This window comes from Acetobacter sp. DsW_059, assembly GCF_002153695.1.
Classification (GTDB): Bacteria; Pseudomonadota; Alphaproteobacteria; order Acetobacterales; family Acetobacteraceae; genus Acetobacter; species Acetobacter thailandicus.
The window spans coordinates 57,693-80,378 of the sequence record NZ_JOPI01000023.1 but is presented as its reverse complement, the minus strand read 5'-3'; the positions used below and the strand labels follow the sequence as shown (position 1 = coordinate 80,378).

General features: G+C 52.6%; 23 protein-coding genes and 1 other RNA gene. 17 read left to right on the top strand and 7 right to left on the bottom strand.

All coding sequences use genetic code 11. The features are described from left to right. Positions 1 to 51: 51 nt before the first annotated feature. Positions 52 to 825: a DsbA family protein gene (locus HK25_RS05935; protein ID WP_086635614.1), complete on the bottom strand. Its 774-nt coding sequence runs from the start codon at positions 823 to 825 to the stop codon at positions 52 to 54. 247 nt (positions 826 to 1,072) lie between these two features. Here HK25_RS05935 and HK25_RS05930 point away from each other — a divergent pair, with 247 nt between their 5' ends. Continuing rightward, on the top strand, positions 1,073 to 2,428 hold the full coding sequence (locus HK25_RS05930) for a gamma-glutamyltransferase (RefSeq protein ID WP_086635672.1): 1,356 nt from the start codon (positions 1,073 to 1,075) through the stop codon (positions 2,426 to 2,428). Positions 2,429 to 2,686: 258 nt separating this feature from the next. Then, positions 2,687 to 3,724 carry a recombinase RecA gene (gene recA / locus HK25_RS05925; RefSeq protein ID WP_086553551.1) on the top strand — a complete coding sequence of 346 codons (1,038 nt, stop codon included), beginning with the start codon at positions 2,687 to 2,689 and terminating at the stop codon, positions 3,722 to 3,724. A gap of 2 nt (positions 3,725 to 3,726) precedes the next feature. Here recA and HK25_RS05920 read toward each other — a convergent pair whose 3' ends face one another. Then, positions 3,727 to 4,209, bottom strand: a complete 483-nt coding sequence (locus tag HK25_RS05920) for a GNAT family N-acetyltransferase (RefSeq protein WP_233127715.1) — start codon at positions 4,207 to 4,209, stop codon at positions 3,727 to 3,729. Between the two features lie 138 nt (positions 4,210 to 4,347). On the opposite strand from HK25_RS05920, the gene HK25_RS05915 reads away from it, so the two are divergent. The 3 genes from HK25_RS05915 to mdoH all read left to right on the top strand — a co-directional run bounded on the left by HK25_RS05915 (position 4,348) and on the right by mdoH (position 8,487). Then, a complete protein-coding gene (locus HK25_RS05915; protein ID WP_086553550.1) occupies positions 4,348 to 4,701 on the top strand; it encodes a winged helix-turn-helix domain-containing protein in 354 nt (117 codons plus the stop codon). Positions 4,702 to 4,792: 91 nt separating this feature from the next. Next, positions 4,793 to 6,358 carry a glucan biosynthesis protein gene (locus tag HK25_RS05910; protein WP_086635613.1) on the top strand — a complete coding sequence of 522 codons (1,566 nt, stop codon included), beginning with the start codon at positions 4,793 to 4,795 and terminating at the stop codon, positions 6,356 to 6,358. After that, positions 6,346 to 8,487 (top strand): glucans biosynthesis glucosyltransferase MdoH, encoded by a 2,142-nt coding sequence (mdoH, locus tag HK25_RS05905; RefSeq protein WP_086635612.1) that lies wholly within the window; start codon positions 6,346 to 6,348, stop codon positions 8,485 to 8,487. The genes HK25_RS05910 and mdoH overlap by 13 nt, the downstream gene beginning before the upstream one ends. A 12-nt stretch (positions 8,488 to 8,499) precedes the next feature. Here the strand turns inward: mdoH and HK25_RS05900 are convergent, their stop codons facing one another. Continuing rightward, positions 8,500 to 8,850, bottom strand: a complete 351-nt coding sequence (locus HK25_RS05900; RefSeq protein WP_143295965.1) for a hypothetical protein — start codon at positions 8,848 to 8,850, stop codon at positions 8,500 to 8,502. Positions 8,851 to 9,083: 233 nt separating this feature from the next. Between HK25_RS05900 and ffs the strand changes: the two genes are divergently transcribed. The 6 genes from ffs (at position 9,084) to folB (ending at position 13,414) form a co-directional block, all read left to right on the top strand. Continuing rightward, positions 9,084 to 9,181: signal recognition particle sRNA small type (gene ffs / locus HK25_RS05895), an RNA gene on the top strand. A 58-nt stretch (positions 9,182 to 9,239) separates the two neighbouring features. Then, complete coding sequence (locus HK25_RS05890; protein WP_086635611.1) at positions 9,240 to 11,159, top strand: DNA polymerase III subunit gamma/tau; 1,920 nt, start codon at positions 9,240 to 9,242, stop codon at positions 11,157 to 11,159. A gap of 86 nt (positions 11,160 to 11,245) precedes the next feature. Further along, a complete protein-coding gene (locus HK25_RS05885; RefSeq protein ID WP_086553545.1) occupies positions 11,246 to 11,569 on the top strand; it encodes a YbaB/EbfC family nucleoid-associated protein in 324 nt (107 codons plus the stop codon). 6 nt (positions 11,570 to 11,575) lie between these two features. After that, a complete protein-coding gene (gene recR / locus HK25_RS05880; RefSeq protein ID WP_086635610.1) occupies positions 11,576 to 12,169 on the top strand; it encodes a recombination mediator RecR in 594 nt (197 codons plus the stop codon). A 29-nt stretch (positions 12,170 to 12,198) separates the two neighbouring features. Continuing rightward, positions 12,199 to 13,002 (top strand): SDR family oxidoreductase, encoded by an 804-nt coding sequence (locus tag HK25_RS05875; RefSeq protein WP_086635609.1) that lies wholly within the window; start codon positions 12,199 to 12,201, stop codon positions 13,000 to 13,002. Between the two features lie 10 nt (positions 13,003 to 13,012). Next, on the top strand, positions 13,013 to 13,414 hold the full coding sequence (gene folB / locus HK25_RS05870) for a dihydroneopterin aldolase (RefSeq protein WP_086553542.1): 402 nt from the start codon (positions 13,013 to 13,015) through the stop codon (positions 13,412 to 13,414). Between the two features lie 46 nt (positions 13,415 to 13,460). On the opposite strand, the gene HK25_RS05865 is transcribed toward folB, so the two are convergent. After that, positions 13,461 to 13,799 carry an FYDLN acid domain-containing protein gene (locus HK25_RS05865; RefSeq protein WP_086553541.1) on the bottom strand — a complete coding sequence of 113 codons (339 nt, stop codon included), beginning with the start codon at positions 13,797 to 13,799 and terminating at the stop codon, positions 13,461 to 13,463. A gap of 251 nt (positions 13,800 to 14,050) precedes the next feature. Here HK25_RS05865 and aroA point away from each other — a divergent pair, with 251 nt between their 5' ends. The 3 genes from aroA (at position 14,051) to rpsA (ending at position 18,067) form a co-directional block, all read left to right on the top strand. Then, positions 14,051 to 15,412 (top strand): 3-phosphoshikimate 1-carboxyvinyltransferase, encoded by a 1,362-nt coding sequence (aroA, locus tag HK25_RS05855; protein WP_086635607.1) that lies wholly within the window; start codon positions 14,051 to 14,053, stop codon positions 15,410 to 15,412. Beyond that, the gene (cmk, locus tag HK25_RS05850; protein WP_086635606.1) at positions 15,409 to 16,053 is read left to right on the top strand and encodes a (d)CMP kinase; all 645 of its coding nucleotides are present in this window, start codon (positions 15,409 to 15,411) and stop codon (positions 16,051 to 16,053) included. The genes aroA and cmk overlap by 4 nt, the downstream gene beginning before the upstream one ends. Before the next feature lie 301 nt (positions 16,054 to 16,354). Next, the gene (rpsA, locus tag HK25_RS05845) at positions 16,355 to 18,067 is read left to right on the top strand and encodes a 30S ribosomal protein S1 (protein ID WP_086553538.1); all 1,713 of its coding nucleotides are present in this window, start codon (positions 16,355 to 16,357) and stop codon (positions 18,065 to 18,067) included. Positions 18,068 to 18,162: 95 nt separating this feature from the next. On the opposite strand, the gene HK25_RS05840 is transcribed toward rpsA, so the two are convergent. Continuing rightward, positions 18,163 to 18,555 (bottom strand): helix-turn-helix domain-containing protein, encoded by a 393-nt coding sequence (locus HK25_RS05840; protein WP_086553537.1) that lies wholly within the window; start codon positions 18,553 to 18,555, stop codon positions 18,163 to 18,165. A 116-nt stretch (positions 18,556 to 18,671) separates the two neighbouring features. On the opposite strand from HK25_RS05840, the gene HK25_RS05835 reads away from it, so the two are divergent. Next, on the top strand, positions 18,672 to 19,223 hold the full coding sequence (locus tag HK25_RS05835) for a flavodoxin family protein (RefSeq protein ID WP_086635605.1): 552 nt from the start codon (positions 18,672 to 18,674) through the stop codon (positions 19,221 to 19,223). Positions 19,224 to 19,255: 32 nt separating this feature from the next. Then, positions 19,256 to 20,005, top strand: coding sequence for a class I SAM-dependent methyltransferase (locus HK25_RS05830; protein WP_086553535.1), 750 nt, complete (start codon positions 19,256 to 19,258; stop codon positions 20,003 to 20,005). 56 nt (positions 20,006 to 20,061) lie between these two features. On the opposite strand, the gene rdgB is transcribed toward HK25_RS05830, so the two are convergent. After that, positions 20,062 to 20,661 (bottom strand): RdgB/HAM1 family non-canonical purine NTP pyrophosphatase, encoded by a 600-nt coding sequence (gene rdgB, locus HK25_RS05825; RefSeq protein WP_086553534.1) that lies wholly within the window; start codon positions 20,659 to 20,661, stop codon positions 20,062 to 20,064. Positions 20,662 to 20,664: 3 nt separating this feature from the next. Then, the gene (gene rph, locus HK25_RS05820; RefSeq protein WP_086553533.1) at positions 20,665 to 21,393 is read right to left on the bottom strand and encodes a ribonuclease PH; all 729 of its coding nucleotides are present in this window, start codon (positions 21,391 to 21,393) and stop codon (positions 20,665 to 20,667) included. A gap of 166 nt (positions 21,394 to 21,559) precedes the next feature. Here rph and hrcA point away from each other — a divergent pair, with 166 nt between their 5' ends. After that, positions 21,560 to 22,633: a heat-inducible transcriptional repressor HrcA gene (hrcA, locus tag HK25_RS05815; RefSeq protein ID WP_086553577.1), complete on the top strand. Its 1,074-nt coding sequence runs from the start codon at positions 21,560 to 21,562 to the stop codon at positions 22,631 to 22,633. Positions 22,634 to 22,686 lie beyond the last annotated feature (53 nt).

Below are 22,686 nucleotides of genomic sequence, written 5' to 3'. Positions count from 1 at the left end.
TTTGGCTGGCAGACATTCCTGCTCTTAAACGAGGAGGAATGTCTGAATTGTTCAGTGGCTTTTTCGCATGCGGGCGAGGGCGGTTTTTAACTCATCGAGAGAAACCGCACCGGGGACAATCTGCAGATCACCAAAGACAAACGTTGGTGTGCCGTCGAGGTTGATGGAGCGGGCCAGCTCTATGTTGTTATGCAGGGCGGTAGCCACTTTTGGACTCTGCATGTCTTTTATAAGCTGATCGGCATTCAGGCCAATATGCTGCGCAACCCGGCGAATACGATCTGTTGACGGACTTGCCGTGTCACTCATCAGAGCAAGCTGAAACTCTTTGTAAGCATGCTGCTCACCGGCGGCCAGAATAGCACGGGCGTCGAGAACACTGTTCGGGCCCAGAACAGGCACAATTTTTTCTACCAGGCGCAGGTCATGCTCGCTTGCAACGAGTTTGTCCAGGTCTGGCAGAACCTTGCGGCAATAAGGGCAGCGTGGGTCGTAAAACTCTACAACTTCCAGTGTGCCATGAGGGTTGCCCAGAACAATGTCTGTGTTGCTCTGTCCAAACAGGTCTTTGTGCGCCCGTACAGCGGCAAGAGCATCAGACTGCTGCTTTGCTGTGGCCTGTGCCTGCATGGAGGCAACGGCATCTGCCAGAATAGAGGGGTCTGTTTTAAGTGCGTCGCGCACAATGTTTACGATTTCTTTACGCTGCTCGGGTGTAAAGCTCTGGCTGTCAGCATAAGCTGGTACAGAAAAACCTGAAAGCGAAAGACAGGCACTGGTTACAAAAGTAAGTTGCCTGAGAGAGGGAAAAACTGATTTTTTCATGATTTTACCCTAATGCAGAAGCGTTAGAATGGGAATTGCAGACAGAAAGCTTTACCACAAACGCAGAGTATGTGTTGCTGAGTGTGCCGAAGATGGCTATCGAAAAGAAGGCAGCTAAAATCTGTCTGTGAGCGTATCTGAGAATAAATGGAGAGATCCTGACGTGTCCGAGCGTTATTTAAGCCCCGGTTCTGCCCGACGTACATCGATCTTTTCCGCTCCCACACGTGTGGCTGCCAGTTTGTTTATGGCAGCGTTACTGGCGGGTTGTGGAGGGTCTTCAGCACCTCAGCTCACGGCTGTTTCTGGTTTTGTCGGAGAAGTTGTCGCTGATGAACCTCTGGCAGCGCTTGCTGCGCGTGATGTACTGGCCCGGGGCGGTAATGCGGCAGATGCTGCGGCAACACTGGGGCTGGCTTTATCTGTAACATTACCTTCACGTGCTTCACTGGGAGCCGGTGGTGCCTGTCTTGCCTGGAAACCCGGGCAGAAGAATGGCGAAGCTTTTCTGTTTCTGCCCCCGGCGGGAACGGAGGCAGGAGCTGAGCGTCCTGCTGCGGTCCCTATGCTGGTGCGTGGCCTTTATCTGATGCAGTTGCATTATGGCAGTGTCGATTTCTCCGAAACGCTGATGCCGGCTCGTAATATGGCCCGTGACGGTGTGCCTGTTGGCACATTGCTGGCTTCAGATCTGAGCACAGTTGACGCTGCCTTGCTGGCAGATGAAAAAGCACAGGCGATTTTTAGCAATGGCAAAGGAGAAATTCTGAAGACGAATGACCTGATGGTGCAGTCACGTCTTGCAGGATCTCTTGAGCGCATTCGCACAGCCGGAACAGGTGATTTATATACAGGCTCTCTTGGTCAGGTGTTCTCTCAGGCTGCTCACGATGCCGGTGGGGGAGTGTCTATGGCTGATATGAGGCGCAACCTCGCAACGGTTTCGGCTCCTTTATCTCTGGATATTAACGGGTTGAGGGTGAATTTACTGCCTCCTCCGGCTGATGGTGGTCTGGGTATGGCGGCGGCTCTGACACATCATCAGAATCAGGGTGTGCTGATTGGTGAATCCGTCGTGTCAGGCTGGCGTAATCAGACGAATGGTAAGCCGACAAATGTAAATATGGCGCAGTCTATGGTGGATTCGCAGCGTTTCCCTCAGGGGGGTAACCTGAGTGCTCTGCCGGCATCTACCTCCTTCATTGTGACTGACCGCCAGGGAGAGACTGTTGGTTGTGCTCTGACAATGAATAATCTGTTTGGTACAGGCCGTGTCGCAGGTTCTACAGGTATCGTTCTTGCAGCCTCTCCTGCCAGATTACCTCTGCCTATGCTGGCGGCGGCGATAGCACATAAAAACAAAGATTATTTCCATGCTGCCGCAACAGCTTCAGGGCAAAATGTAGCAGCTGATACAGCAGCAATTGCGCTCAGGGCCGCTATTTTAGGGGTGAAACCTAAAGTGGGTAATGGCAATGGACGTGCAAATTTTGTGTCATGTCGCGACGGTCTGCCGGGAGATGAAAAAAAATGCTTCGGCTGGACAGACCCTCGTGGCAGCGGTCTGGCGGTTTCCGGTAACCAGGATAACCAGAAAAAATAAGACACGGCTCTGTCGGATACACAGCTTGCATTTTTTCAATAATTTCACTACATATGTTCTTCTTTTGTTCCTAAATAAAACAAAAGAAGAACGGTTTCTTAATGCGTTGTGCTGAGTGTGCAGAACAGGCAGTATGACGGGCTGAAACGGGTGTTGTCAGGCATGCGCTTAAGCAGGAAGCGCCCGTAGAATCAAAATACAGGCGCACCGTGCAGCCTGTGCAGTATAATGTCTGACAGACAGCAGGAAGGGTAGGGTATGGATAAGGCAAAAGCTCTTGAAGGTGCACTCGGGCAGATCGAGCGTGCTTTTGGTAAAGGGTCTGTTATGCGGCTGGGCCAGCGCCCGCGTGAACAGGCTGACGTCATTCCTACCGGCTCTCTGGGGCTTGATATTGCGCTCGGCATTGGTGGTTTGCCACGTGGCCGCGTGATCGAGATTTACGGCCCGGAGAGTTCTGGTAAAACCACCCTTGCTTTGCATGCTATTGCTGAAGCACAGAAAAAAGGCGGCACCTGCGCTTTTATTGATGCTGAGCATGCTCTGGACCCCGGATATGCCAAAAAGCTTGGCGTTGATGTTGATAACCTGCTGATCAGCCAGCCGGATGCGGGTGAGCAGGCACTTGAAATTGCCGATACGCTCGTGCGTTCGGGTGCAATTGATGTGCTGGTTGTCGACAGTGTGGCAGCTCTTGTGCCGCGTGCAGAGCTTGAGGGTGATATGGGCGACAGCCATGTTGGCCTGCATGCCCGGCTGATGAGCCAGGCATTGCGTAAGCTGACAGGTTCGGTCGCACGCTCTAACACCATGATGATTTTCCTTAACCAGATTCGTCTGAAAATCGGTGTAATGTTCGGCAGCCCCGAGACAACAACGGGGGGTAATGCACTGAAATTTTATGCCTCAGTGCGTCTCGATATTCGTCGTATCGGCTCTATTAAAGATAAAGATGAAGTCGTGGGTAATCAGACCCGGGTTAAGGTCGTTAAAAATAAAATGGCCCCTCCTTTTCGCCAGGTTGAATTTGACATTATGTATGGCGAAGGGGTGAGTAAGGTCGGCGAGTTGCTTGACCTTGGTGTGAAAGCTGGCGTGGTTGAAAAGTCAGGCGCCTGGTTCTCCTACGATAGCCAGCGCATTGGCCAGGGCCGTGAAAACGCCAAGCAGTTTCTGCGTGATCACCCTGAAATGGCGGCAGATATTGAACAAAAAGTACGTGTTCATGCCGGTGTAGTGGCAGATTCCATGATGGCGTCACCTGAGCCTGATGAAAGTGCAGACGCAGACGAGTAGAGTTAGTCTGCTATTATGCGTGATAAAAGTCTGGCTTCGGGGTCATAAGAAGCCAGCACTTTTTCTTCTTCCTTAGAAATGTTTTCTGGTGTGAATCCCTGTTTCTCCCAGAATTTCAGGGCAAGCCGTGTTGAAACCAGACTGATGCAGGGCAGAGCATAGCTTCGGGCTATGGTTTCCATCAGAGCAATACCGGTGCCGGCAAGTCCCAGCCCTCTTGTTGCAGGACTTAATACAATATCGTGGATATACCAGCGGTCAGGGGCCTGAGGCAGGGCTGTGAGTATGGCATTTAGTTTCGGTGTTATGCACCCAAACCAGGGATGACTGAGAATATACCCCTCAATCAATGCTCCTTTGTTCAGCACAAAACAGCCATCAGGTGCCAGTTGCAGGCGGTTGGCAAAAACTGCCGCATCTTCGGGGTAGTCAGTGTGTATCTGTGTGGCCAGGCTGGTGACACTGATAAGATCGTCTGGTGTCATGAGGCGCCAGATGCTAGAGGGGCACATAACAGGCATTATTTTAAAATGTCCCGACTTATTTAGTTGAAAAAAAATAGCTATTCAGAGGTTTAGCGTCTCATGCAAATATTCTCTGCTGTGAACTGAAGCTGTCAGATCATGCCGGAAGTAAGACTCACGCTGCGCCTTGATGCAGATGATACGCCTGTGCTGGGTCACGGGAAAATACGTTTACTTGAAAAACTTGCCGAAACGGGTTCTATTTCTGCAGCCGGGCGGGCCATGGGCATGTCTTACAGGCGGACATGGCTTCTGGTTGACAGCCTCAATCAGCTTTTTTCCTCTCCTGTAGTGACAACACGCACGGGCGGCGGCGGCGGCGCTACGGTTACGCAACTGGGGCTTGCAGTACTCGCCCTTTATCGCAAAATGGAAGCAGAGGCAGCAGTTGCCTGTGCTGAGGATATGGCCCGTTTACGCCGTTTGCTGGCAGGTCAGAAGACAAAGACTTAAAAAAAAATCTAAATTCATATAAGTATGGTCAGCATAGTCCGGATGAAAAATAATATCGCAGAATAAAGCGGTGTATAACAGGAGATCAGGCGTGTCGTCATCTATACAGCGACGAGACATTATAAAGGGTGGAGCCGGAGCTACTCTCGCTACGCTGGCGCAGGGGTTTTCTGCACGTAAGGCCAGTGCAGCTGAAGCATCCCATGTTGCTCAGATGGCCGGTGCGACAGGGGCTTTTACTCAGGATACTGTGCGGCAGATAGCAAAGCGTCTTGCTGCGGCTCCTTATGCCGGGCCTGATCAGACTTTGCCCGCAGCGATTGATAACCTGAATTTTGATCAGTTCCGGGGTATTGAATACCGCGAGGACAAAGCGCTGTGGTACGGCGAGCATCTCGATTTTGATGTTGAGTTTTTCCCACGTGGTTTTCTCTATCGGCCGCGTATCGACATTTATGAAGTAAAAGACGGCCAGTCAGCGCCGGTTCCTTACAGCCCTGATTTGTTCAGTTATGCTGACCCGGCCTTAAAAGTGCAGGATAACCTTGGTTTTGCCGGGCTACGTTTGCGCACAGCGATTAATACCCCTGGTGTGATGGAAGAGTTCTGCGTCTTTCTGGGGGCATCGTACTTCCGTGCTGTTGCCAAAGGGCAAAATTACGGTTTGTCAGCGCGTGGCTTTGCGAACGGTACCGGCGATGCCAAGGGTGAGGAATTTGCTCTGTTCCGCGCTTTCTGGCTTGAGAAACCCGCTCTTAATGTTGATACGATCGTCGTGCATGGTCTGCTCGACAGTCCGTCAGTTACCGGGGCATTCAGCTTCTCTATCCGCCCAGGTGATACAACAATTTTCGATGTGAAGTCGTCTTTGTTCCCACGGGTAGAGATGAAGCAGTCTGGCATCGCTCCCCTGACGGGTATGTTCTATTTTGATTCAAACGATCGTAATCATGTTGATGACTGGCGCCCTGCCGCACATGACAGCGAGGCTCTGCAAATCTGGACAGGGGCAGGTCAGCAGCTGTTCCGCCCTCTGCGTAACCCGCTTGACCTCCAGTTTTCAGCATTTGCTGATGTTTCGCCCCATGGTTTTGGGCTGATGCAGCGGCGTCGTAATTTTCATGATTTTGAAGATCTCGCGCTCAATTACGAAAAACGTCCTTCTTTGTGGGTTGAACCTATAGGAGACTGGGGTGAGGGCTGGGTTGACCTGGTTGAAATCCCCACACCGAATGAGGTGAATGATAATATTGTCTCTTTCTGGCGGCCTAAAGCACCGCTGGTTGCGGGTAAGGAATATAATTTCACGTATCGCATGTACTGGGGGGCTGATAACCCATTCCCCACATCACAGGCGCGCGTTGGTGCAACACGTGTTGGTGCCGTGACGGATGATAAAACGGCCCGTTTCTTTGCAATTGATTTTACGGGTGAGCCGTTTAAGCATTTACCGGCAGACACACATTTTCACCTTATTCCACAGACAACATCAGGCACGATCCGTAATGTTGTGGTTGAGTCTAACCCTAATATTAAAGGCTGGCGTACAACATTTGAGTTTGTTCCTGGTAATGAAAAAGTGGCTGAATTGCAGGCTGTACTGGCAACAGATGACGGGCCTATTTCAGAAAAATGGCTTTATAAATGGACTCCGTAACACCTGACATTTCAGCTTTTGAAGCGTTGCCTGCTGAGTCACCTCTTTTTATGCCTGAGCAGAGCTTTTCTGCCCGGCCAGATAAAGAGGGGCGGCCTCGCACGCCGGTAACAGAGCCCCGCACTATTGTTTTGCGGCGGCTGTCTGTTCTGGGTTCGGCGCTCGCGCTGACAGTCTATGGTGCCTGGCATATGCACCTGGTGCTTGACGCCAATGGTGTCACGCTGCTCGGGTTTACGATGCTCGCGCTTTTTGTGTTGCTGTTTTTCTGGATAGGGCTGGCTTTCACCTCAGCCTGTGCGGGCTTTTTTTCTATGCTGACCCGCGGCGGCCTTGGTCTGGGGCTGACCCGTTCCGGACCATTGCCTGAGCTGCAAAGCCGTACGGCTCTTTTGCTGCCGGTTTATAATGAATCACCACACCGGGTTATGGCAGGCCTTAAAGCTATATATAGCAGTCTGAAGGCAACAGGGCAGATCGGTGCGTTCGATCTGTTTATTTTGTCTGATACGACGCAGCCTGATGTGTGGATTGAAGAAGAGGCTGCTTTTCTGGCTTTGCGTGATTACACAGGGCCGGGCGGGCGTGTGTATTATCGCCGTCGTCATAACAATACCGAGCGTAAAGCCGGTAATATTGGTGAGTGGGTGCGTCGTTTTGGCGGTGCTTACGCGCATATGGTCACGCTGGATGCAGATTCTGTGATGTCGGGTGACACACTGGTGCGTATGGCGGGGGCGATGGAGCGCCACCCGAATGTGGGTCTTATTCAGACATTACCGGTGATTGTAGGCGGGGGTACACTTTTTGCCCGCATGCAGCAGTTTGCCGGGCGTGTGTATGGTCCGGTTATTGCACATGGTATTGCCTGGTGGCATGGCTCTGAGGGGAATTACTGGGGGCATAATGCGATTATCCGCACCCGTGCATTTGCCTCTCAGGCCGGGCTGCCTCATGTCCCGGGGCGACCACCTTTTGGCGGGCATATTCTCAGCCATGACTTTGTCGAGGCTGCGCTGATGCGCCGGGGTGGCTGGGCCATCCATATGGTGCCGGCTCTTGATGGTTCTTATGAGGAGAGTCCCCCCTCGCTGACTGACGTTGCTATTCGCGACCGGCGCTGGTGCCAGGGTAATCTGCAGCATATGAAGGTTCTGCCAGCCAGAGGGCTGAGCTGGATCAGCCGTATGCATATGATTGTTGGCATAGGAGCTTATGTTACGTCACCGTTGTGGCTGATTTTTCTGCTGACCGGTATTTGTATTTCTTTGCAGGCGCATTTTCAGCGCCCCGAATATTTTGGCGATACCAAAACGCTTTATCCTAACTGGCCACATGTTGACCCGGTGCAGGCAAAATATGTGTTTATTGGTACGATGCTGGTGCTGCTGGCTCCAAAATTTCTGGCTTATATTGCTCTGTTTTTTGATAAAACGACCCGCAAAGGGTGCGGTGGCTTTATCAGAGCCGCCATTTCTGTGCTTGTCGAAACCTTTATCGGCGGGTTGATTGCACCGGTTGCTATGCTGATTCAGACCTCTGCTGTGGTTTCTATTTTATCCGGGCATGATTCCGGGTGGAATGCTCAGCGTCGTGATGATGGAGATTTTCCGGTTAAAATTGTCGTAAAGCAGTACACTAAGTTCACACTCTTTGGTCTCGTACTGGGGTGTGGTGCATGGATTGTATCATCGGCTTTATTTTTCTGGATGACACCTGTTCTGCTTGGGCTGTTGCTGGCTATCCCTCTCGTGGTGCTGACCAGCAGTCGCAAGACAGGTGAAGCACTGCGTCGGGCAGGCGTTTTGCTTATTCCTGAAGAAACATACCCTCCTGAGGTCCTGGTCACTGTACAGAATGAACTGAAAACCGAGGCAGATATTCTGCCTGAGGGTGCAATTTCTGCTCTGCGTAAAAATAAGGCATTACGCAAAGCGCATCTTGAGATGCTGCCTCGCCCACGCCAGCCTGGTGAACCGATCAGTGCTGATCGCCTGGTTGGTCTGCTAAAGGTGAAGGAGGCCCCCAGTGTTGCTGTTGCTGAGCATGCTCTGACGATCAAAGAGAAAGCTGCTGTACTGGGGTGCCGTGAAGGGGTCGAAGCCCTGGTTGCGCTGCCTGAGAAATAAGAAGCGGGTGTATTAGTTTTCTGGCGTCGTGTCAGGCAGGCTGCCAACGTTTTCACAGGCTTTAGCAAGCTTTACGTCGGGGTCATGCACACCACATAATCTGCGCACATCAGGGGAGCACATTTCGATCGCATTTTCGAAATCTGATTCCAGAACATCATGGGCAATAGCCAGATCAGGGTCGCTGGATGAACGCTGCTCTTTTTTGTCAATCAGGTCCTGGGTTTTGTGCAGCTCTTTAAGGGCATTAATACAGGATTCACTGGCTGAATCAGGCTGAAAGCGTAAAACAGCGAGCTCTTTCTGAAGCTGAGCATTGGGCACATTACCGTTAACTGAATCTTTTTTTTCAGCATGTGCCACCGAGGAAAAGCAGCAAAAAGCAGAGAAAACGACAGGTATAAATGAGGATGTTTTTAATCTGAGCACGTTTACACTTTCTTATGTCTGGCGGAGAAATTTTAAACAGTATGGCTGTGTCTATAGCCTCTTTGTGCTCTTTTTTGCCATGTAAAGGAAGAAAATCTGTGCCGCAGTGGCAGAAGTGCCAGATACGGACTTGGCAGCAGGGCCAGTTTGGTGTTATCGCTTGCGACGGAAAGTCGGCAGTGGACGGATACCTTGTTGACCTGGTCAGATCCGGAAGGAAGCAGCCACAGTGAGTTTCGTCCGGGTCATTGTTCGGCTTTCCACCTGTTATTCCCTTACAAATAAGGGACAGGCAGAGCCAGTCTCCATTATCCGGAACCGCAATGACCGATAAGGCCGATGCCGGCTCTCCTCAGGCGGAGCCTCCCGATTCCCTCCTGGAGCAGCCTGGTTTCTCCGACGGTTTTTTAGAGCCGGTTTCTTCCCCCGCTGCACCCTATCGTGTTCTGGCCCGAAAATACCGGCCTGCAACGTTTGATGACCTTGTCGGTCAGGACGCTATGGTGCGCACATTGCGCAATGCTTTCAGGCTTGGGCGTGTGGCACATGCGTTTATGCTCACAGGCGTGCGCGGCGTGGGTAAAACAACAACAGCCCGTATTATCGCCCGTGCCCTTAACTGCACCGGTCCGGACGGACAGGGTGGCCCCACGGCCGACCCGTGCGGTGTCTGTGCTAACTGTGTTGCTATTTTAAAAGACCGCCATCCAGACGTGCTCGAGATGGACGCAGCCTCGCGCACCGGTGTTGATGATGTACGTGAGATTATAGAAGCTACGCGCTTTCGCCCCATGCAGGGGCGCATGAAGGTCTTCATCATTGATGAAGTGCATATGCTCTCGCGTAATGCATTTAATGCGTTGCTGAAAACTCTTGAGGAGCCACCGGCTCAGGTCACTTTTATTTTCGCCACGACGGAGCTGCGTAAAGTACCGGTAACGGTTTTGTCGCGCTGTCAGCGTTTTGACCTGCGGCGTGTTGCACAGTCTGACCTCGTAGCTCTTTTTCAGCGTATTGCCGAAAAAGAAGCACTTCGTCTCTCGTCTGATGCCCTGGCTCTTATCGCCCGTGCGGCTGATGGTTCGGTGCGTGACGGCCTGTCGCTGCTTGACCAGGCTGCCACCCGCGGTACGGCTGAGGATGAGGTAAGTGCCGCCGTTGTGACCGATATGCTCGGCCTTGCTGACCGTCAGGTTGTGTTTGACCTGCTTGAAGCGGTGATGACCGGCAAGCCTGATACGGCACTTGCCCTGGCTGATGCAGCGCATGCACGCGGGGCTGACCCCGGCCTCGTGCTGAATGATATACTTGATCTGATTCACACAGTATCTCGTCTGAGGGCCGTTCCGGGTCTGCGTGATGCCGCTGATATGCCTGAGGCTGAGCGTGTACGTGGGGCTGCACTGGCCGACAGCCTGCCTGTGCCTGTGCTGATGCGTGCCTGGCAGATGCTTGTAAAAGGTATTCAGGAGGTCGAACAGGCACCTGATCGTCGTGCTGCGGCTGATATGGTGCTGATCCGCCTGTGCTATGTTGCAGACCTGCCATCGCCGGGGGAGGTGATTAAGCAGCTTTCTGCTGGTGGTATGCCGCCGCAGGCTCCGGTGGAGCGCAGGCAGGATGCACCGTCTGAGAGCATGCCTCCATCTGGCAGCAGCCGGGTTATGCCGCAGGTTGTTTCTGGTAGGCAGGGTGGTGGTGCGACAGCCTTACGTTTACCTGAACCTGATATGGTGCAGAGTGCTCCCCAGGCTGAGGCAGTATCCGCTCAGCCTCGCAGCTGGCGGGAGGTTGTTGCTCTGGTCAGGCAGGAGCGCCAGGCGAGTTTACATGGCGTGTTGCGCCATGCTGTGCACCTGGTGTCGTTTGCGCCCGGTCATATTGTTATTCGTATTAAAGAAGGTGCAACCCCTCATCCGGTTAAGCCTTTGCAGACAGTTTTGCAGGCTGTGACCGGTATGTCATGGCGCATTACTTTGTCTCAGGAGGAAGGTGAACCGACTCTTGATGAACAGGGTGCTGAAATTATTCAGTTTCAGCGCCAGGATGTGCAGGCTCATCCCCTGGTTCAGGCCATTCTTAAGGTTTTCCCGGAGGCGGAGCTGGGGGATGTGAAAGATCATGCTCTGGATGAGTATGGTCTCCCCCCTGAGGAGATCCCCGATCTTATATTTGCACCGGTTGATGCTGAACTGACAGATGAAGATGAGCGTCCGACAGACCCGGGCCTGTCTTTTGACTAAGGCGGGGTAGCAGTACGGGGCTGAGATGCTTATTTTATTTCTTAACAAAAAATGCTGCTTTGTGCGGCACCAGCAGGAGAGACACAATGAAAAACTTAGCCGGTCTGATGAAACAGGCCTCTCAGATGCAGTCTAAAATGGAAGCCATGCAGGCGACCCTTGAGGCAATGACAATTGAAGGCAGTTCAGGTGCCGGCATGGTCACGGTTCTTCTGAGCGGTAAAGGTGATATGCGTTCTATCACGATCGACCCTAAGCTTGCTGACCCTGCTGAGATGGAAATGCTTCAGGACCTGATCGTTGCGGCCTGTGCTGATGCCCGCACCAAACTTGACGTGAAAGCCGCAGAAGAGATGGAAAAAGTGACAGGTGGTCTGAACCTGCCTGCCGGTATGAAACTTCCTTTCTGACCTCTTATGGGCGGGCACGAAATACAGCAGCTGATAAGGCTGTTCGGGCGTCTTCCTGGTCTTGGCCCACGTTCGGCGCGCCGCATCGTGCTTTACCTGCTGCGTGACCCGCAGGCTCGCCTGCAGCCTTTGCTCAGAGCACTCGATCAGACGGGGCAGGCCGTCACAATCTGTTCCACCTGTGGTAATCTTGATACCTCTGATCCGTGTCATATTTGCACAGATGAAACGCGTGATCAGCGGCTTGTCTGCGTCGTTGAAACAGTGGGCGATTTGTGGGCGCTTGAGCGTGCCGGAGTGCATGGCGGGGTGTATCAGGTGCTTGGGGGTACATTGTCGCCTCTGGCAGGTGTCGGTCCTGAAGATCTTAATATTGCGTCCTTACTGGCGCGCCTTGATGCGGGGCAGGTGCGTGAGATCATTCTTGCGCTGGGTGCAACTGTTGAGGGTGCAACAACCATGCACTGGCTGATGGACAGGCTGGCTGAGTATGAGGTGACACTAAGCCGGGTTGCGCAGGGTGTACCAGCCGGTGGCGCCCTTGATGTGCTTGATGATGGCACACTGGCTGCAGCACTCGGGGCTCGTCGCCCGGCGTAGTGTAAGCCGCTGCTGTCAAAGGAGAAATCATGTCAGAAGAACATAATACTCTGCCTGTGTCGCAGGCGGTGCCGCGTCGTGCCCTGGTGACGGGTGGAAAAGCACGGCTGGGGCAGGCTATGGTCATGGCACTGGCCCGCGCCGGGTTTGATGTTGCCATTCATTACCGGGAGGAGACAGCTGAGGCAGAACAAACCCTGCGTGCTGTTGAGGCTCTGGGGCGTAAGGCATGTCTGCTTCAGGCAGATATGATGGTGGAAGAGGATACAGAAACTCTTTTACCGCGTGCCGCTGTGGCTCTTGGTGGCCCGTTAGGGGTGCTGATCAATAATGCTTCGACTTTTGAACGTGACGAGTGGGATGAAGTTACGGCTGACAGCTGGGCAGAACATATGCAGCCTAACCTGCGTGCCCCTTTTGTGCTTATGCAGGCCTTTGGTAAAGCATTGCCGGCAGAGGCTGAGGGGGTAATTTTAAACATGCTTGACCAGCGGGTCTGGTCGCTTACGCCTCACTTTGTCAGTTATACTGTGTCAAAAAGTGCATTATGGACTCTGACACAAACTATGGCTCTGGCACTTGCTCCTCATAAAATCAGAGTAAATGCTATAGGGCCTGGTCCGGCCCTCGCCAGTACAAGGCAGAGTGACGCACAGTTTGCCCGTCAGTGTGCATCTGTGCCGCTTGGGCATGGTACATCACCCGACGAAGTGGCCCGGGCTGCTCTTGCATTTCTGGCCCTGCCATCTGTGACCGGGCAGATGCTTGCCCTGGACGGAGGGCAGCATTTACAGTGGTCTCCGGTTTCAGCGCAGTCTGCTCAGGAAGAGTGAGAAAAGAAATATGACTGTTTTTGCGCCCTGGGTGAGCGAGCAGCCTCTGCGCTGTCTGTTTATCAATAATATGCTGATTGATGCCTATATTGGCGTTTTTCCGCATGAACTGAATGTGACGCAGCGTATTCGTGTGTCTGTTGCTTTTGGTGTTCCTGACAGAAACGACCTTGAGGTCGGGCAGGATGACCTTAGCCGTACGGTGTCATACGAGCATGTTGTCAGGCTTGTGCACCAGATCATTGCTGAAGGGCATGTGAGACTGGTGGAGACACTGGCCGAGCGTATTGCAGCTGGCGTGCTGGCTGATCAGCGTGTGCAGGTTGTCAGAGTGAAAATAGAAAAACTCGATGTGTTTGAAGAAATCGAGTCGGTTGGCGTTGAAATTGAACGCCGGCAGAAAATAGCCTGAATAAAAAAACCTCATCACCATGACAGTGATGAGGTTTTTTATCAGATCACGAATCGTGATCTTCTTTGTCGGTGGTGACATCGATATCTGAGCTGATGTCATCATCATCGTCGTCGTCATCCAGTTCCGGTGCATCATCAAGATCTGCATCGGCATCTGTATCGGTATCTGTGCCGAGATCCAGATCATCCTCATCTTTCTGAGCCGGTGTCGTATTAGACGAGCTGGAAATCAGGCTGTCACTTGTGCGACGCAGGCGCGGCACGAGATCAGGCTGAGCCGTGCCACATTTCGGGCAGATGGCTGTTGGGCGGTCGAGATCGTAAAAGCGGGCACCACAGGAGACGCAGACGCGTTTGGTGCCGAGATCGGGCTGCTGAGACATCTTGCTACTACCTGTCGATCATGAGCAGAGATCAGAAAGGCGGCAAAGCCTTCCTGAATAAGGAACGAATCCCGGTTCCGACAGTCGAAACCGCAGACTCAATAATGGTGATTAAGCCGTGGCCAGATGCCATTGCACAGAGTTTGTGTCAAACCCTGATAGCTCAAAAAATCGTTTTTTCTTGCTTTGATGGCGTTTTCTGCACAGTGACGGATTGACTTGATGCCCCGTAATACCGAGAAAATGCAGCTATGAAACAGTCAGAAACCTCCCCCTCAGGTGCCGCGGTTCGCCCGTTGCGTGTCAGCCGCGTTCAGTCCCCTCTGACAGGGACCACCGTCGTCCCTGGTGATAAATCCATCAGTCACCGTTCGCTGATGCTCTCTGCTCTGGCGAAGGGTACAACCCGTATCACAGGCCTGCTTGAGGGCGAGGATGTGCTGTGCACAGCTGACGCCATGCGTGCACTGGGTGCTGTTATTCACCGTCATGCAGACGGATCATGGACTGTTGAAGGGCGTGGCCTGGGACAGTTGCAGGAGCCTGCTGATGTTCTGAACATGGGTAATTCCGGCACATCAGCCCGTTTACTCAGTGGCATTCTGGCCAGCCATAACATGATGAGTGTGATGACGGGGGATGCCAGTCTGCGTCGCAGACCAATGAAACGGGTTACCATTCCTCTTTCTGAAACAGGGGCTCGTTTCATGAGTCGCGAAGGGGGCAGGCTGCCTCTTGCTATTCAGGGAAGCGCAGAGCCAAAAGCTCTTGAATATCACCTGCCGGTGGCATCAGCTCAGGTTAAGTCTGCTATTTTGTTGTCAGGCCTTAATGCGAAGGGGGAAACCCGTGTTGAGGAGCCTGTGCCGACTCGTGACCATACAGAAAATATGCTGAAGCATTTTGGTGTGCAGATCAGCGTTGAGGAAACATCTGCCGGAGGTCGTATTATTCGTCTGCAGGGTGGGCAGAGCCTTAAGGCCGCTGATGTGATAGTGCCGGGCGACCCGTCTTCAGCCGCTTTTATTGTTGTGGCGTCTTTGCTTGTCGCGGGCTCTGAGGTCGTGATCGAGAATGTTGGTCTGAACGTGTTGCGCACAGGGCTGTTTGACACACTGCGCGAAATGGGTGGGCAGATTGAGGTGCTTAACCAGCGTATTGAGGCGGGTGAGCCAACAGGTGACCTGCGGGTAAAGGCTTCAGCTCTCAGGGCTGTCGACGTCCCTGCTGAGCGTGCGTCCTCTATGATTGATGAATATCCTGTTCTGTCTGTGGCCGCCGCTTATGCTGAGGGCGTATCGCGCTTCCGTGGTCTGGGTGAACTGCGCGTGAAAGAGAGCGATCGTTTTGCTTCAACCATTGCTTTGCTTGAGGTTAATGGTGTGTGCACAAGCGTTGAGGGGGATGACCTGATTGTGTATGGTACAAAGGGTGCCATCCCTGGTGGCGGATGTGTCGGGACACATATGGACCATCGCCTGGCTATGAGTGCGACTGTACTCGGTATGGTGGCGGATCAGCCTGTGGAGGTTGATGATACAACTTTTATCAACACCAGCTTTCCGGGGTTCTTTGAGCTGCTGAACCGTCTTGGCGCAGGGCTTGCCGCATGAGTGTGCGTGGCCCTGTTATTGCTGTTGATGGCCCGGCGGCGGCTGGCAAGGGTACTCTGGCTAAACGCCTGGCTAAGGCGCTTGGTGTGCCTTACCTTGATACAGGTTTGCTTTATCGTGCGGTGGGCCGCCTTGTGCTTGATGCGGGTGATAACCCGGCAGACCCTGCCGAGGCTTTTGCAACCCGGCTGACACCGGCCGATCTGGCACGTAAGGATTTGCGCACGCCTGATGTTGCCCGGGCTGCCAGTGAGGTGGCTGCTCAGCCAGCTGTCCGTGAAGCTCTGATTGCTACGCAGCGCAGTTTTGTCGGGCCGGAGGGGGCGGTGCTTGATGGTCGTGACATTGGCACAGTGATTTTTCCTGATGCAGAGGTGAAGCTTTTTATCACCGCATCAGCCACGACCCGTGCGTTACGGCGTTTTTTGCAGCAGGGTGGTGATATGCAGGCCCCGGATGCAGCCCTGGTTTTAAAAGAAACGCAGGAGGCCCTCAGCGCACGCGATCTGGCCGATTCTCAGCGTGCTGTTGCTCCGCTTAAGCCTGCCGGTGATGCGCTGCAGATAGAAACAGATCATCTTGATGCTGATCAGGTGCTCGCCCAGGCTCTGGCTTATGCGCGGGAGCGTCTTACCAGGTGAGGGGAGCTCAGGCTGCCACATGCTCTGACTGAGAAAACACGGTTTCTGACATTTTATCCGAGTCTGAGAGAAAAAACTCAGGGTTTATGTTGACAAGCGCCCATGAGATGGTTTCTCTGCCAACAGGAGTGTCCGTGCACATTGTGTGCGGATTTCTGTAATGTTGACATATGGCTCGGTAAAACCCCTGAAGAATGGTCTTCTGTGCGTGTTTTCGGGCAAGTCGTGTTGCTTTGTGCAATGCGCAGGAATGACCAGTCTCATGCCATTATGCTGACTGGTGCAGGATTTACAGTAACACATGGCTTCAGCCGTAACCCCGACCACGGATCACTTCCGTGGCGAAGACTTTGCTACCCTTCTTGATGAAACTCTTGGCCGCGACGCCGGCTTTGACGGATCAGTTGTCCGTGGCCGTATTGTTCGCCTCACCGACGAATTCGCTATCGTTGACGTTGGCCTGAAAAGCGAAGGTCGCGTTTCTCTGCGTGAGTTCGCTCCTCCTGGCGTTTCTCCTGACGTAAAACCAGGTGATGTCGTTGAGCTCTATGTTGAGCGCTACGAAGATCGCGACGGCAGCATCGTTCTGTCACGCGAAAAAGCACGCCGTGAAGAAGCATGGACCAGCCTTGAGAAAGCTTTCGAAGCTAATCAGCGCGTTAATGGTACCATCTACGGTCGCGTTAAGGGTGGTTTCACTGTTGATCTGGGTGGCGCTATGGCGTTCCTGCCCGGCAGCCAGGTTGACATTCGCCCTGTGCGTGATGTCGGCCCTCTGATGGGTGTTCCTCAGCCTTTCCAGATCCTGAAAATGGATCGCGCCCGTGGCAACATCGTTGTGTCACGTCGTGCCGTTCTGGAAGAAACACGCGCTGAACAGCGTAGTGAGCTGATCCAGGGCCTGACAGAAGGTATGATCCTTGACGGTGTTGTTAAAAACATCACTGACTACGGTGCCTTCGTTGACCTGGGTGGCGTTGATGGTCTGCTGCATGTCACCGACATTGCATGGAAACGCATCAACCATCCTTCAGAAGCACTGCAGATTGGCCAGCCTGTTCGCGTTCAGGTTATCCGCTTTAACTCTGACACGCAGCGCATCTCTCTGGGTATGAAACAGCTTGAAGCTGATCCATGGGAAAATGTTGCTCTGAAATATCCGCCAGGTGCGCGTTATTCAGGTCGCGTTACAAACATCACTGATTACGGTGCGTTTGTTGAGCTGGAGCCAGGTGTTGAAGGTCTGGTTCACGTTTCTGAAATGTCATGGACGAAGAAAAACGTTCATCCTGGAAAAATTGTCGCTACTTCTCAGGAAGTTGACGTCATGGTTCTGGATGTTGACAGCACGAAACGCCGTATTTCTCTGGGCCTGAAACAGGTTCAGCGTAATCCGTGGGAACAGTTTGCTGAAGAAAACAAAGTCGGTGCTGTTGTAGAAGGCGAAATCCGCAACATTACTGAGTTTGGTCTGTTCGTTGGTCTCTCAGCTGACATTGATGGCATGGTTCACATGTCTGACCTTTCATGGGAAGAAACCGGCGAAGAAGCTATGAAAAACTACGAAAAAGGCCAGGTTGTTAAAGCCAAGGTTCTTGACGTAGACGTAGAGAAAGAACGTATTTCTCTGGGTATCAAACAGCTTCAGGAAGATCCGGCAGCTGACGTTCTGATCAGTGTTCAGAAAGGTGCGATCGTTACCTGCACTGTCACAGCGATCCAGTCTAACGGCATCGAAGTGAAAGTTGACGACGTTCTGACTGGCTTCATCCGTCGTGCAGAGCTGGCTCGCGATAAAGCAGAGCAGCGCCCAGAGCGCTTCGCTGTTGGTGAGCGCGTTGATGCGAAGGTTGTTTCTGTTGACCGCGCAGCCCGTAAACTGGCACTGACCATTAAAGGTCGTGAAGTTGAAGAAGATAAGCAGGCTATCAGTGACTACGGTTCATCTGACAGCGGTGCTTCTCTGGGTGATATTCTGGGTGCGGCTATTCGTCGTCGTAACACAGACGCTTAAGAGATCTCGTGCAATCCCGGTGTGGCGATGTCACACCGGGGCTGAGAGCTCAGAAAGGGTGGTGCTGGTAACAGCCCCACCTTTTTTTGTGGCCATCAGACTTTCAGGTCATAGGCCTCACGGGCTGAAAGAATTTCTTTCATATGCAGTTCGGCCCAGTGCGTTACGGCACTTATGGCTTCAGTGAGTGTTTCCCCCAGGGGGGTGAGAGAGTATTCAACTGTGACCGGCACAGTGGGATACACCTCACGATAAATCAGTCCGTCACGTTCAAGTGTTTTTAGTACGCCTGAGAGTACTTTTTGCGAAATGCCGCCAACGCTTCGCTTCAGCTCGTTAAAGCGTGTTTTGCCTGATTTTAAATGATCAAGAATCAGCAGGGCCCATTTATCGCCTATGCGGTCGAGCACCATGCGGGCAGGACATTCTTTGGCAAAAACATTATAATGGTCTGAGGGGACCTCCCGTAGTTTCCTGGTGGTAACCATGTGTCTTCAAAGTGCCTTCTTGTTGAGAGCAGAAAGGTCTCTTATCGTTTCTTTTGGAAAGATAGTTTCAAAAAGAAACTAATCTCTTATGAGATATTTTTTGAAAGAAGTCGACGATGAGCAAAATTTTTGTCGTTTATCACTCTGGTTACGGTCACACGCGCGCTGTTGCTGAGCAGGTTGCTAAGGGTGCTGGTGCGGCTCTCATCGCTATTGATGAGAATGGCGATATCACTGAGGCAGAATGGGCAAGCCTGAACGAAGCTTCAGCTCTTATTTTTGGTGCCCCGACATATATGGGCAATGTAAGCTGGCAGTTTAAGAAATTCGCCGACGCAACCTCTAAAATCTGGTTTACCCGTGGCTGGCAGGACAAAGTGTTTGGTGGCTTTACAAACTCAGCCAGCCCGAATGGTGATAAACAGGTTGCTCTGATCACGCTGCAGACACTGGCTTCGCAGCATGGTGGTATATGGGTGAGCCTGGGCCAGGCGCCTTCTAACACCAAAGCGGCTACGGCTGATGATGTGAATAACCTTGGTGGTTCAGTCGGTCTTCTGACACGTGCTCCGGCTGATGCATCTGTCGATGAAGTACATAAAGGTGATTTAAAAAGTGCAGAGCTCTACGGTAAACGTATAGCAGATGTAACACAGCGCCTGAGCTAACAGCTCAGGAAAGCGGGACAGGAGTCACTGATATGCGACATAATCTGAAATTTTTTGCACTGGGGCTGACCGGTTTACTCCTGGCCGGGGCTGCCCCTTTGCCTGACTATGTCGCATCGGCAGTTAATGCGCCGGTGCGTCATGCAGATAAAATCAAGGATGCTTCTCGTCACGGGGCGGAGATTGTCGCATTTATGGGGCTGAAACCAGGGCAGAAAGTTGCTGACTTTTTGCCTGGTCGTGGATACTGGACCCGCATTTTCTCGGGTGTGGTGGGGCAGCAGGGTCATGTTTTTGATATCTGGCCGTCACTTATGGTGACGCCCGGGTCAAAGTTTGAAAAAACCATGACGGCTCTGTCTCATCAGTCCGGCATAACGAATGTCACGGCGCTTCAGGTGCATTTGCCATCACTGAATTTGCCCGAGCCGGTTGATGTTTTTTTTACTTCTCAGAACCTGCATGACCTGCCAACACCTTTTCTGGGTAACACCGATATTACAGCCTTTAGCAAACAGGTGTTTGCGGCCCTGAAGCCGGGCGGAAAATTTGTGGTTATCGATCATGTTGCGGTGGCGGGTGCTGGTCTGACGCAAACTGATACGCTGCATCGTATTGAGCCTGACACAGCCAGAAAGGCTATTCTCGCCGCAGGATTTACGTTTGCTGGTGAAAGCAGCCTGCTGGCAAACCCGCAGGATAACCATCACCTGAAGGTATTTGATTCAAAAATACGGGGTAAAACAGATCAGTTTATTTATGTATTTGTAAAACCTGAATAAAATATACCAGCATGTAGTCTGAACCGGGATATTCATAACCCCGGTTCAGTGATTATTCAGCCCAGGCAGGCTTTACGAAAAAGATCAAAGGCCCGTGCACGGTGGCTCAGAGCATTTTTCTCGTCGTCAGTCATTTCGGCAAAGCTAAGGGTCTTACCTTCAGGAGCAAAAATGGGGTCGTAGCCATGCCCGTTTGTGCCGCGGGGTGGCCAGACAATCTGCCCGTCAGTCCGTCCTTCAAAGAAATGAAGCCTGCCGTCAGGAAAAGCCAGACACAACACACAGATAAACCATGCTGCCCGCTCGCCCGTACCAATGTCATTGTGAATGCGTGCCATAGCAGCAGGGAAGTTTTTGTCAGGGCCGGCCCACCGGGCAGAGTAAATGCCCGGGTCACCATTGAGTGCAGCCACACACAGGCCGGAATCATCTGACAATGCCGGCAGGCCTGAGGCCTTTGCCGCTGCCTGTGCCTTAAGAGCGGCATTACCGGTAAAGGTGGTTTCTGTTTCTTCCGGCTCGGGCAGTTTCAGTTCACCGGCTGAAATTACGGTAATACCGAAAGGTTTCAGCATAGCCGAAAACTCAGCGAGTTTTCCTGCATTGTGGCTGGCCAGCACCAGCTTATCGCCGGTGTGTAAAAGTGGTGTGCTCATGTATCAGCCATTTTCTGCGCGTGTTACAGCGGCTGTCTGCGCATCAAACAGCGTTGAAACGCCAATGCGTGCAAGCGCAAACAGTTCGTTAAAGGCATCTTCTGTAAAAGGTGTTTCTTCTGCTGTGCCCTGAATTTCAACAATGCGGCGGTCGGCTGTCAGCACAAAGTTTGTGTCAGCTGCTGCTGTGCTGTCTTCTGCATAATCGAGGTCAAGTACGGCGCCGGTTTCAGTCAGTCCGCACGAGACCGCGGCAACCTGACCCAGCAGTGGCAGGTGAGGGAGAGCACCACTGGCAACCAGTTTGCCCAGAGCCAGGCGCAGAGCTACCCATGCTCCGGTTATTGACGCGCAGCGTGTGCCTCCATCAGCATTAAGCACATCACAGTCGAGGGTGATGCTCATTTCACCAAGGGCTTTCAGATCTGTCACAGCACGAAGTGAACGCCCGATAAGGCGCTGAATTTCCTGTGTGCGACCTGACTGTTTACCCTTTGCGGCTTCGCGGCTGCCGCGTGAATGTGTGGCGCGGGGCAGCATACCATATTCTGCGGTGACCCAGCCGGTGCCCTGACCACGAAGAAACGGAGGTACACGGTTTTCAATACTGGCTGTGCACAGTACCTCTGTGCCACCCACGCGGATGAGAGCGCAGCCTTCGGCATGGTGGGAAAAGCTGGTGTCGATGGTAATAGTACGCATCTCGCTGGGCAGACGACCTGAAGGGCGCATGTCAAGAAACTCCTTAAATCATAGTTTGTTCACCAGGCAGGCGAACGACACAAAGGTGACACTATCGTCAGTTCAGTATGACGAGAATGGTGTGTGTGCTAAAAAATTGCTTTAAATGATTAAGAAACCCACAATGTAGCCCTGGTGAGGAGGAGCAGAGCAGATGATGAGACCTGGTGTGTTCCCTGTTGGCAGTGCTTTGCCACCTGATCTTGACCGGCGTTCTGCCACGATTTTGCGTGAAGTGGTGGAAGAATATATGGCCAATGGTGAGCCTGTCGGGTCGCGTACGCTCGCACGCAGGCTGAGCCAGCCGCTGTCTCCTGCAACGGTGCGTAATATCATGGCTTCTCTGACCGAAGCCGGTCTGCTGTTTTCGCCGCACACTTCAGCAGGGCGTTTGCCAACTGAGGCCGGGCTGCGTCTGTTTGTTGATGGTCTTTTGCAATTTGGGGCGCTCTCGGAAGAAGAGCAGACACGGATCAGCCACACGCTGGAGGCACGCGGGCGCTCATTGCAGGATACAATGACGGAGGCATCTTCATTACTTTCAGGTATGTCTGACGCAGCAGGTCTTGTCATAGCGCCTAAAAGTGAGGGAGCTGTTAAGCATATTGAGTTTGTTGCTCTGGGCGGTAATCGTGCCCTTGTTGTGCTGGTTGGTACAGATGGGCGGGTTGAAAACCGTGTGACAGAAATTCCGGCAGGGGTGCCTGCGTCGGCTCTGGTTGAAGCGGCTAATTACCTGAATGCCAGACTTAAGGGAGCAACATTGTCTGAGTTGTGTGAACGTGTGAGCACAGAAATTTCTGACAACAGGCATGTGCTTGATGAGCTGACTGCTGATGTGGTTGAGCGCGGGCTTGCCATATGGGGCGGAGATACCGGTGAACGGGGTGGCACATTAATTGTCAGAGGTCAGTCGCGCCTGCTGACGGATGTTGCCGGGCAGGAGCGTTTGCAGGCTATACAGACTTTATTTGACCGGCTTGAAGCACAGGAGACAATGCTGAGTTTGTTAGAACTGGCAGAAAGTTCAGAGGGTGTTCGCATCTTTATCGGGGCTGAAAGCGGTTTGTTCGGAGCTTCTGGCATGTCCATGGTGGTCGCCCCGGCCCGCAACGAGACTAATCGTATTGTTGGCGCTATTGGTGTAATAGGGCCAAAACGTATTAATTACGGGCGTATTATTCCGGTCGTTGATTATACTGCACGGTTTTTAGGTGAAATGCTTGGCTAAGTCGGTCAGTTTGCTACACGATAATATAAAGAACGCGCCAGAATATGATAATG